This is a genomic window from Desulfobacula sp., assembly GCF_021107415.1.
In genome coordinates this window covers 1-2,746 of record NZ_JAIOSW010000135.1, presented here as the reverse complement: position 1 = coordinate 2,746, position 2,746 = coordinate 1, and the positions used below count along the sequence as shown (strand labels likewise).

The following is a 2,746-nucleotide window of genomic DNA, read 5'->3' as shown; positions in this document are numbered from 1 at the left end:
GGGGCCCTGGTTATGATTATGAACTTGGCGGTGAGGCTGAAAATTCTGAACAGGGAATGGGATCAGTAATTGAAAACCTTCCCCTGGCATTTTTTATTATTACCCTTCTTCTTATTGGGCAATTTAATTCCCTGAAAAAACCTGTTATTGTTCTTTTAACAATCCCTTTAGGACTGATTGGTGTTGTGTTCGGCCTTCTGGTAACAAAGTCCTATTTTGGTTTTTTTGCTTTTTTGGGGTTAATTTCCCTTGCTGGAATAATTATCAATAATGCCATTGTCCTTCTGGACAGGATCCAGATTGAGCAGGATGAAATGAATCGCTCAAAACAAGATGCTATCCTTTTTGCAACCAGGGAGCGTTTCAGACCCATTATTCTGACCACAGCCACCACTATGTGCGGGCTTGTCCCCTTATGGCTTGGGGGTGGGATAATGTTTGAACCTCTTGCAGTGGGGATACTGTTTGGTCTGTTGTTTGCTACTGTAATCACCCTTTTATTTGTACCGGTGATGTATGGACTGCTTTTCAGAGTGTCATACAAGGGTATTTAAAAATATCAAAACTCCAAGTTCGCTGTATGTTTTGTAATATGAATATCAATATTGCAAAGGCAATAGTGCGTCATTTATATAGTATGCTCGAACAATATAAAAATTGGTGAATTAAATGAAAAAAATAGCAATTGCATGTATCCTTTGTGGACTGATCATTGTTCCCATTTCCCGGGCAAACACACCGGTGGATTTATATGATTATCCATTTGTAAATTCCTATGAAGCAACCATGATCGGTACACCTGAAATATACCGAGCCGATATCCCGGATACGGCCAGGACCGAAGAACGGACATTAACGGTTTTTAAAAACCGCCAGGTGCCTGATGTCCTCTGGTATCATAATAAAATGAAATACTCCATTGCCTTTCATAAAAAAAAAGCGCCTCTGATCATCAATATAGCCGGTACAGGGGCTGGCTACGATTCCTTAAAAATGATTGCCATGCAAAAGGCTTTTTTTAATGCTGGCTTCCATGTACTTTCCCTGTCATCCCCCACACACCCCAATTTTATTGTAACAGCATCCGAATCAATGGTGCCGGGGCATATTGAACAGGATGCCCGGGATTTATACCGGGTAATGGCGCTTGCCTGGGACCAGATAAAGGATAAGATCAATGTATCTGAATTTTATCTGACCGGTTACAGCCTGGGAGCTGCCCAGTCCGCATTTGTTTCAAAACTGGACGAAGAAAAAAAAATCTTTAATTTTAAAAAAGTTCTGATGATCAATCCGCCGGTGAATCTTTTTAATTCCGTTGGTATATTGGATGAAATGCTCAAAGAAAATATCCCCGGCGGTATGGCCCATTTTGATGATTTTTTAAATAAAGTGTTTGAAAAATTCTCCAACTACTATAAAGAAGAAAACCGGGTGGATTTCTCCGACCCTGATTTTTTATATGAGATGTATAAGAAAAATCTGCCAAAGGAAACCATTCTGGCAGCCATTATTGGTATCGCTTTCAGGCTATCCTCGGGTAATATGATTTTTACATCCGATGTCATGGCAAAAAACGGGTATATTGTGCCGGCCAGTCTTGAACTGTCTGTTTGCTCGTCACTGACAGACTATGGCATTGTAACATTTCAGACTAGCTTTACCGATTATTTTCATGAATTTTTCTTCCCCTATTTTAAGGCATTTGATACCAGTCTGACAAAACAGGACATCATTCATAAGACAAGCCTGAAAAGTATTGAAGACTATCTGACAAAAGCAACAAAAATTGGACTTGTTACCAATGAAGACGACCTGATTCTGGCACCGGGGGAAATTGAATTTTTCCGTCAGGTGTTTGGCCCCAGAGCTATAATTTATCCCAATGGCGGGCACTGCGGCAACATGGAGCACAAAAGCAATGTCGCATATATGATTAATTTTTTTAAAAATTAAAGGACAACAACGGTGGGCAGAATTAAAAAACACATGATACTTTCCCTATTCATTGCTTTTATTCTTAGTGCATTCACCACTGGGTGCAGCTTAGTTCAGGTAAAACCAGAGATGAATTCAGCAAAACGACCGGTTGAAGACTATGTTAAAAAAGATGTCAAATATGAGATAAAGCAGATTTACGACCCGTGGGAGGCATTTAATCGCGGTATGTATAAATTTAATGCCCAGTTTGACAATTATATTTTTCTGCCGGTCTTGAAAACATATAAGTTCATCCTGCCGGATTTTGCCGAGACAGGGGTATCCAATTTTTTTAATAATATTGATGAGATATTTACACTTGCCAATTCCATTCTCCAATTAAAAGTTGAAAAATCCTGCCAGACAGCTGGACGGTTTATTATCAATTCAACTGTGGGCATCCTCGGTTTAGTCGATGTTGCGACGTCTATGGGTATTCCGGTCCAGGATGAAGATTTTGGACAAACACTGGGGTTTTATGGTGTTGGCCAGGGGCCGTACTGGGTTGTTCCGATTTTTGGGCCTTCCAACCTTAGAGATTTTTTTGGAATTGTTTTGGAAACCGCCGCTTTCGTCGCTGTTGATCCGTTTAATTTTGATGTGAACCATGAATACGAAATACCTTACACCATGCTGGAAGCCATCGACACTCGCAACCAGATCAATTTCAGATACTATATGACAGGATCTCCCTTTGAATATGATATGATTCGACTGCTTTATGATAAATCAAGAATCCTTAAAATTGAGAATTAAATAATATTTT

General features: G+C 39.7%; 3 protein-coding genes. All 3 read left to right on the top strand.

Annotated elements, in window-relative coordinates; translation table 11 throughout:
• A partial coding sequence (locus K8S13_RS07010; protein WP_291461514.1) for an efflux RND transporter permease subunit occupies positions 1-554 on the top strand: 554 nt, incomplete at its 5' end.
• 115 nt (positions 555-669) lie between these two features.
• Positions 670-1,956 carry a hypothetical protein gene (locus tag K8S13_RS07005; protein WP_291461513.1) on the top strand — a complete coding sequence of 429 codons (1,287 nt, stop codon included), beginning with the start codon at positions 670-672 and terminating at the stop codon, positions 1,954-1,956.
• Positions 1,957-2,067: 111 nt separating this feature from the next.
• Complete coding sequence (locus tag K8S13_RS07000) at positions 2,068-2,736, top strand: VacJ family lipoprotein (RefSeq protein ID WP_291461511.1); 669 nt, start codon at positions 2,068-2,070, stop codon at positions 2,734-2,736.
• Positions 2,737-2,746 lie beyond the last annotated feature (10 nt).

Bases quoted from the DNA above. Each gene is read 5' to 3' on its own strand.
- K8S13_RS07000 (WP_291461511.1), top strand. From the start codon at position 2,068: ATGAATTCAGCAAAACGACCGGTTGAAGACTATGTTAAAAAAGATGTC.
- K8S13_RS07005 (WP_291461513.1), top strand. From the start codon at position 670: ATGAAAAAAATAGCAATTGCATGTATCCTTTGTGGACTGATCATTGTT.